Below are 5,878 nucleotides of genomic sequence, written 5' to 3' on the forward strand. Positions count from 1 at the left end.
CACGTGAGAGCGCGAGGATGCTGTTCACCGGACCCCGGCCATCACCATCCAGATGCAAAATGGGATCGCCCGGTGGTAGCTCATCCGTGGCAAAATACATGCATGTGGTGGAGCGGCTGGGAAGGCGAGGCGTGGTTTCAGCGGATGGCAGGAGCCGATGGGCGACTTCTTCACTGACCGCGACGATGACGTGGTCGGCGTGCAGAACCTCGCCGGTTTCCAAGGTGACCTCACCTGCGCGCACGGCGGCTACAGGAGCATTCAGGCGCAGGCTTCCTGGGGGCAGGGCCATGGCGAGCTGATCTGGGATCGCCTGCATGCCGCGTGCTGGAATCGCGCTGCCAGACCGGTCAAACATGGCAAACAAAAATAGCATCATGCGCGCGCTGGTGCGCAGATCCTTCTCGAGAAACACACCGCCGAAAAACGGGCGGAAGAAGCGGTCGATCATGTTTTCAGAGAAGCCGAAGTCACGCAGATAGTCCTCGGATTCTATTTCGGCGAGGTCGGCCGGGGGCTCGCGCAGGCCAAAAACCTCCTTGCGAAGCAGCAGCGTGGTCCATTTGTCACGCAGGGTGACGATGCCTTCACGGAAGTTTTTCAGCGCCGTGAGCGGATGCGCCAGGGGATCCGCCATGCGGTGGAAACGGTTCTTCACAAAAATATCCGCTCCACGATAAACGGGCCGCAGGTCGAGCGCCTCATAGTCCAGGACTCGTTTGGCCTCAGGATAGGCAGGTAGGAAAATTTGGAAGCCACGGTCGAGCAGGAACCCATCCACCACGTCGGTGCGCACCCGGCCACCAACGGCATTGGATGCCTCCAGAAGGGTGAAGGGCCGCCCTGCTGCTGTCAGCATACGAGCACACGCCAGCCCCGCAAGGCCGGCACCGATAATCACTATCCTAGGCTGTATATTACTCATTCATCCTTAATCAGTCGAGCGCCTACCTTGGACATGCCTTTTGGCTTTGCAAGTGCGGGTGGTATGGCAAGCATGCGCCATGCCAGCCCCCCGCATCCTCATTCTCGGCACCACCGGTGGCTTGGGCCGTGCCTTGAGCCGCCACTTTGCCGCTGAATACGAAATCACCCCATGGGGGCGAGCTGATCTGGATTTCGAGCAGCCTGAGACCCTTTCTGCGAAGCTGGCGTCACAAGAATTTGATGTGCTGATCAACGCCGCAGGCATGACCAGCCCGGATGTTTGTGAAGTGCAGCCGGAGCGTGCATTCCTCGCCAATGCGGTGGCACCACAGATACTTGGCGAATGCTGCCATGCGCGGGGGGCACGTATGATCCATTTCAGCACGGACTACGTGTTCAGTGGCGAGTCGCGTGGCCCATGGTTCGAATCAGACGAGACCGTCCCCGTGAATATCTATGGCCGCACCAAGCTTGCCGGAGAGAAGGCGGTGCTCAAGGCATCTCCCGGCGCTCTCGTGGCGCGCGTCTCATGGTTGTTTGGTCCCGACAAACCGAGCCATCCTGACAATATTATCCAGCAAGCGCTGCAGACCGACGACCTCAGTGCCGTGGCAGATAAAACTTCGGTGCCGACGAGCAATGCAGACATCTGCGGTTGGATCGAACAACTGATTATCCGGCATTCGACAACCCGTGGCGTGCTGCATCTGTGCAACAGTGGTGTCGCTTCCTGGCATTCTTGGGCTGAGGCTGCGCTCACGCTCGCCGCCCGGCTAGGGGTGCCGGTCAAAACCACGACAGTGCAGCCCATCGAGCTGGCCAGTCTCACCCAGCTCAAGGCACAACGACCGCTGATGACCGTGATGAGCAATGCGAGATTGCAAAGCGTGCTGGGCGGTGAGATTCGCAACTGGTACGATGCATTGGAAGAGTATTTGGTGCAGAAGTATCAGCCCCAATGACTCCCCCTTCCGCCATGACCCGCTGCGACATCCTGCATGAGGATCGTTTCCTCATTGTCGTGAACAAGCCGCATGGGGTGCTCTCGCACCCGAATCCGAAGGCGGGCAAGCCGCAGATGGCGGCGTTTGAGGGCAGCTATGATCATGACCGGCGCTGTTTCAAAACAGCGGCAGGAAGCGTGTGGTTGCTGCATCGTCTCGATCAGGACACCTCGGGCGTTTTGCTGGGTGCCAAGGATGAAAAAACGGCCGCCGCATGCCGTGCGGCCTTTGAGGCCGAACTGGTGCGCAAAAAATATCTCGCCTTGTGCAGCGGTGCGGCAGCGAAGCCTGAGGGCGTGTGGCTGGACCATCTGATCACAGCGCACGCCAAGCATCAGGTGCGCACGACGGTGCGCCACGGCACGCGACCCAATGCCGAGGCTAAATACCGCGTTATCGAGGCGAATGCGCTCAATCGCGTGGTGCTTATCGAAGTCGATCTGATCACCGGCAAGACGCATCAAATCCGCGTGCAGGCGGCCTCCCGGCAGCTGCCGCTGGTGGGGGATGATGTGTATGGCTCCTTCGATTTGAACCGAAAGCTGCGCAAAACGATTCTCGCCAAACGGCTCTTCCTGCATGCGTCTGAATTGAGCCTGAAGCATCCGGCTTCCGGACAGCAGCTCAGTGTCAAAGCACCGCTGCCGCCAGATCTGCTGGCCGTGCTGGAGGCAGCGGGCATGAAGGTACCGTAGCCCTCTCGCGGAGCGAGAGGTGCTCATCTCTTTCGCAGGCTGCTGCGCCTGGAATTGATGGGAGTTCTCTGGTCACGCCAGGCTCATCTCGACGAAGCGAGATGGCTACTGTGCCCTTTTAAGCAGGAAGTATTCAATGCCATCGACGAGCGCCTTCCAGCTCGCGTCGATGATGTTGCAGCTCACGCCCACGGTGCCCCAGGTGGCATTGCCATCGGTGCTGGTGATGAGCACGCGGGTCTTGGCCGCCGTGCCGTTGCCACCGTCGATGATGCGTACCTTGTAGTCCGCCAGGCGCATGTCTTTGAGCGCAGGGAAGAAGGGTAGGAGGGCTTTACGCAGTGCGTTGTCGAGCGCATTCACCGGGCCGTCGCCTTCATCCACCGTGTAAACACGGCTTTCGCCAACATCGAGTTTGATGGTGGCTTCGCAGGTTTCAAAACCATGCTCGCCGCCGTGGAAGCGGTGCGTGGAGTGGTACTCGATCAGATTAAACACCGGCTGATGCTGGCCGAGCTGCTTGCGAATGAGCATCTCAAAAGAAGCTTCGGCGGCTTCGAATTCGTAGCCTTCACTTTCGAGGCGCTTCACTTCGGAGAGAATGGTCTGCACACGGGCATCTCCCTTGACGAATTTGAAGCCCATGCCTTCGGCCTTCATCATCACGTTGGACTGGCCGGACATGTCCGAGATGGTGATGACGCGCTGGTTGCCGACGAGGGTGGGGTCCACGTGCTCGTAGGTGCGGGCCAGCTTCTGCACCGCATGCACATGCAGGCCGCCTTTGTGCGTGAACGCAGCCACACCCACATAGGGGGCGCGGATGTCATGCGGCACGTTGGCGAGTTCATCGACGAAGTTCGCGAGCTCGCGCAGGCGGGTGAGGTCGATGCCGAGTTCAATGCCCATTTTGATCTGCAGATTGGGCATGATGGTGGTGAGATTGCAGTTCCCCACGCGCTCGCCGTAGCCATTGATCGTTCCCTGCACCTGGCAGGCACCGGCGCGAACTGCCGCGAGGGCATTCGCCACGCCGACGCCACCGTCGTTGTGCGTATGAATGCCTACGGGGCGTCCCAGATGGGCGATGACTTTGCGCGTTGTCTCCTCGACAAATTCAGGCAGCGCGCCGCCGTTGGTCTCGCAAAGCACGATGAGATCTGCTCCAGCATCTTGAGCTGCTTTGACGGTTTTGAGCGAGTACTCCGGGTCTTCTTTGAAGCTGTCGAAGAAATGCTCGGCATCATAGAGCACCTCGCGGCCATGCTGTTTCAAGTAGGCTACTGTGTCGGAGATCATGGCGAGGTTCTCTTCCAGGCTGACTTGGAAGACTTCGATGACGTGCAGCGCCCAAGTTTTGCCGACAATGGTGACGGCAGGCGTTTTGGCGTCGAGCAGCATTTTGACCTGGGGGTCGTCCTCGACTTTCATTTTGCCACGGCGGGTCATGCCGAAGGCGGTGATCTTCGCTTTTTTCCAGGAGCGCTTGGCGGCTTCTTCGAAGAAGGCAGCGTCTTTGGGGTTGGAGCCGGGCCAGCCGCCTTCGATGTAGTGCACGCCGAAATCGTCGAGCTTTTCGGCGACGCGGATTTTATCGAGAGTGCTGAAGGAGATGCCGGTGCCCTGCGTGCCGTCGCGCAAGGTGGTGTCATAGATGGTAACTGGAGACATGTAGGGAGGGGAAATGAAGAGATGGAAGGGCTGTGCAATGAGAAAACAGGCCGGACAGGCGACTGCCGTGAGTTCCGGGACGCCGGATGCCAGAGGCGCTTTTAGCGCAGGCATGCATGACAACGGACTCTTCCTGCGGCGTCAGGCGCGGATGAGTCCGAAACTAATTCGGATGGTTAGGCGAATGTCAGGGCGGTTTCCCATGAGTAGCGCGATGATTACGCCGGGGCCGCCCTGCTGGCAAAGGGAAGTTTTTACCTGCCAATGTGCTATTGGCCGCCTGGGGCGGATGCGGGCTTATTTGCCCAGCATGCCTTCGAGACCTGCCTGTACGGCGGGGGTGGCGTTTCGCAGGGAGGGCTGCTGCCAGCCATTTGAAGGCAACAAATTACCTTCGAGCGCAGGCCGCACTTCCAGATGGTTGCGAAGCAGCATGTCAGTCAGCGTGGCATCGTCGTGCTCCGCCATACGTGCCAGAAGAAGATCACTGAGGTCAAGTTTGGGGATGAAGGCCTTCTCAGGAACTACGGGCACAGCGGTCAGGGCCGTGCCGGGCTTTTCAGCAGGAGGCGAGAGCAGCAGGAGGCTCATGGCGCAAACGGAGGCAGCAGCCGCGACCATGCCCCACTTCGGTACCAGCAGATGATTCCACCAGGTGACGAGACGCTCCCGGAACAATTCCAAGGACGACTGCTGCAGCATTTCAGCCCGCTGCCTCTGGTGAAATTGCAGGAGAAAATTTTCGGTGAATCCTTCTTCCGGCTGTTCAAACCGCTTCAATCGAATCAACCGCTGGATGTCTTCAAACTCATTCATGGCGTGCTGTGGATTGTTGTTTCTTGGTGTTGATGGCAGACGTTATCATTTAACGAAGTCTTCAAGATAAGTTTGGAGCAGACGATGAGCGTAAAACAATCGTGATCTGACAGTCCCTTCCGAGACTCCTAATATCTTGCTGATTTCGGCATGCTGGAGACCTTGGACGTCGTACAAAGTCACCACCGTACGATGATCCTCCGACAGCTTCATCATGGCTGCGTTCAACCTTTTCTGCAATTCGTGGATGTTAACTTCGCGCAAAGTGCCCGAGTTGGCCGTAGTGACGCGAATGAATTCTGGATCGTTTTCAATGCCCGTATCTACATCGTCAAGACTGACTTTGTGATGTCGTCCGCGCTTCTTAAGAAAGTTCAAAGTCATGTTCACAGAGATGGAATAGATCCATGTGTAAAATGACGACTTGCCCATGAAGCGCTTGATGGAGCGGTAGGCTTTGGCAAACACATCCTGCAGCAAGTCAGCAGTGTCCTCACGGTTCGAGGTCATGTTATAAATCAGACCGTAGAGCTTGGGTGTGTATTTACGCACGAGATCATCAAAGGCGCGCGTGTCACCCGCCTGCGCTCTGTCCACCAGAACGCGATCCTCCGCAGAGCTGCTGGTCGGAGCGGGCTGGTTCAGCGAAGCGACGGGGGTCGCTGCGGCGCTGAGTGATGATTCTTCCATTAAGTAAGAGAAACACCCGTTGCCTCAAGAGACAAGCGTTTCTTATGGACGTATCAATATCAATTATTTTTGAAC

General features: G+C 57.9%; 6 protein-coding genes. 2 read left to right on the forward strand and 4 right to left on the reverse strand.

Annotation, left to right across the window (positions count from 1 at the left end):
- A partial coding sequence (locus tag PSV43_RS04510) for an NAD(P)/FAD-dependent oxidoreductase (RefSeq protein ID WP_300194218.1) occupies positions 1 to 859 on the reverse strand: 859 nt, incomplete at its 3' end.
- 145 nt (positions 860 to 1,004) lie between these two features.
- On the opposite strand from PSV43_RS04510, the gene rfbD reads away from it, so the two are divergent.
- Both rfbD and PSV43_RS04520 read left to right on the forward strand, forming a co-directional pair.
- A complete protein-coding gene (gene rfbD, locus PSV43_RS04515; RefSeq protein WP_300194220.1) occupies positions 1,005 to 1,889 on the forward strand; it encodes a dTDP-4-dehydrorhamnose reductase in 885 nt (294 codons plus the stop codon).
- A 14-nt stretch (positions 1,890 to 1,903) separates the two neighbouring features.
- On the forward strand, positions 1,904 to 2,626 hold the full coding sequence (locus PSV43_RS04520) for an RluA family pseudouridine synthase (protein WP_300194222.1): 723 nt from the start codon (positions 1,904 to 1,906) through the stop codon (positions 2,624 to 2,626).
- 105 nt (positions 2,627 to 2,731) lie between these two features.
- On the opposite strand, the gene cimA is transcribed toward PSV43_RS04520, so the two are convergent.
- The 3 genes from cimA to PSV43_RS04535 form a co-directional block, all read right to left on the reverse strand.
- Positions 2,732 to 4,297, reverse strand: a complete 1,566-nt coding sequence (gene cimA / locus PSV43_RS04525) for a citramalate synthase (protein ID WP_300194223.1) — start codon at positions 4,295 to 4,297, stop codon at positions 2,732 to 2,734.
- 297 nt (positions 4,298 to 4,594) lie between these two features.
- On the reverse strand, positions 4,595 to 5,113 hold the full coding sequence (locus tag PSV43_RS04530) for a hypothetical protein (RefSeq protein WP_300194225.1): 519 nt from the start codon (positions 5,111 to 5,113) through the stop codon (positions 4,595 to 4,597).
- Between the two features lie 45 nt (positions 5,114 to 5,158).
- Positions 5,159 to 5,803 (reverse strand): sigma-70 family RNA polymerase sigma factor, encoded by a 645-nt coding sequence (locus PSV43_RS04535; protein WP_300194227.1) that lies wholly within the window; start codon positions 5,801 to 5,803, stop codon positions 5,159 to 5,161.
- Positions 5,804 to 5,878 lie beyond the last annotated feature (75 nt).

This window comes from Prosthecobacter sp. (assembly GCF_029946185.1).
In the GTDB taxonomy this organism is placed as follows: domain Bacteria; phylum Verrucomicrobiota; class Verrucomicrobiia; order Verrucomicrobiales; family Verrucomicrobiaceae; genus Prosthecobacter.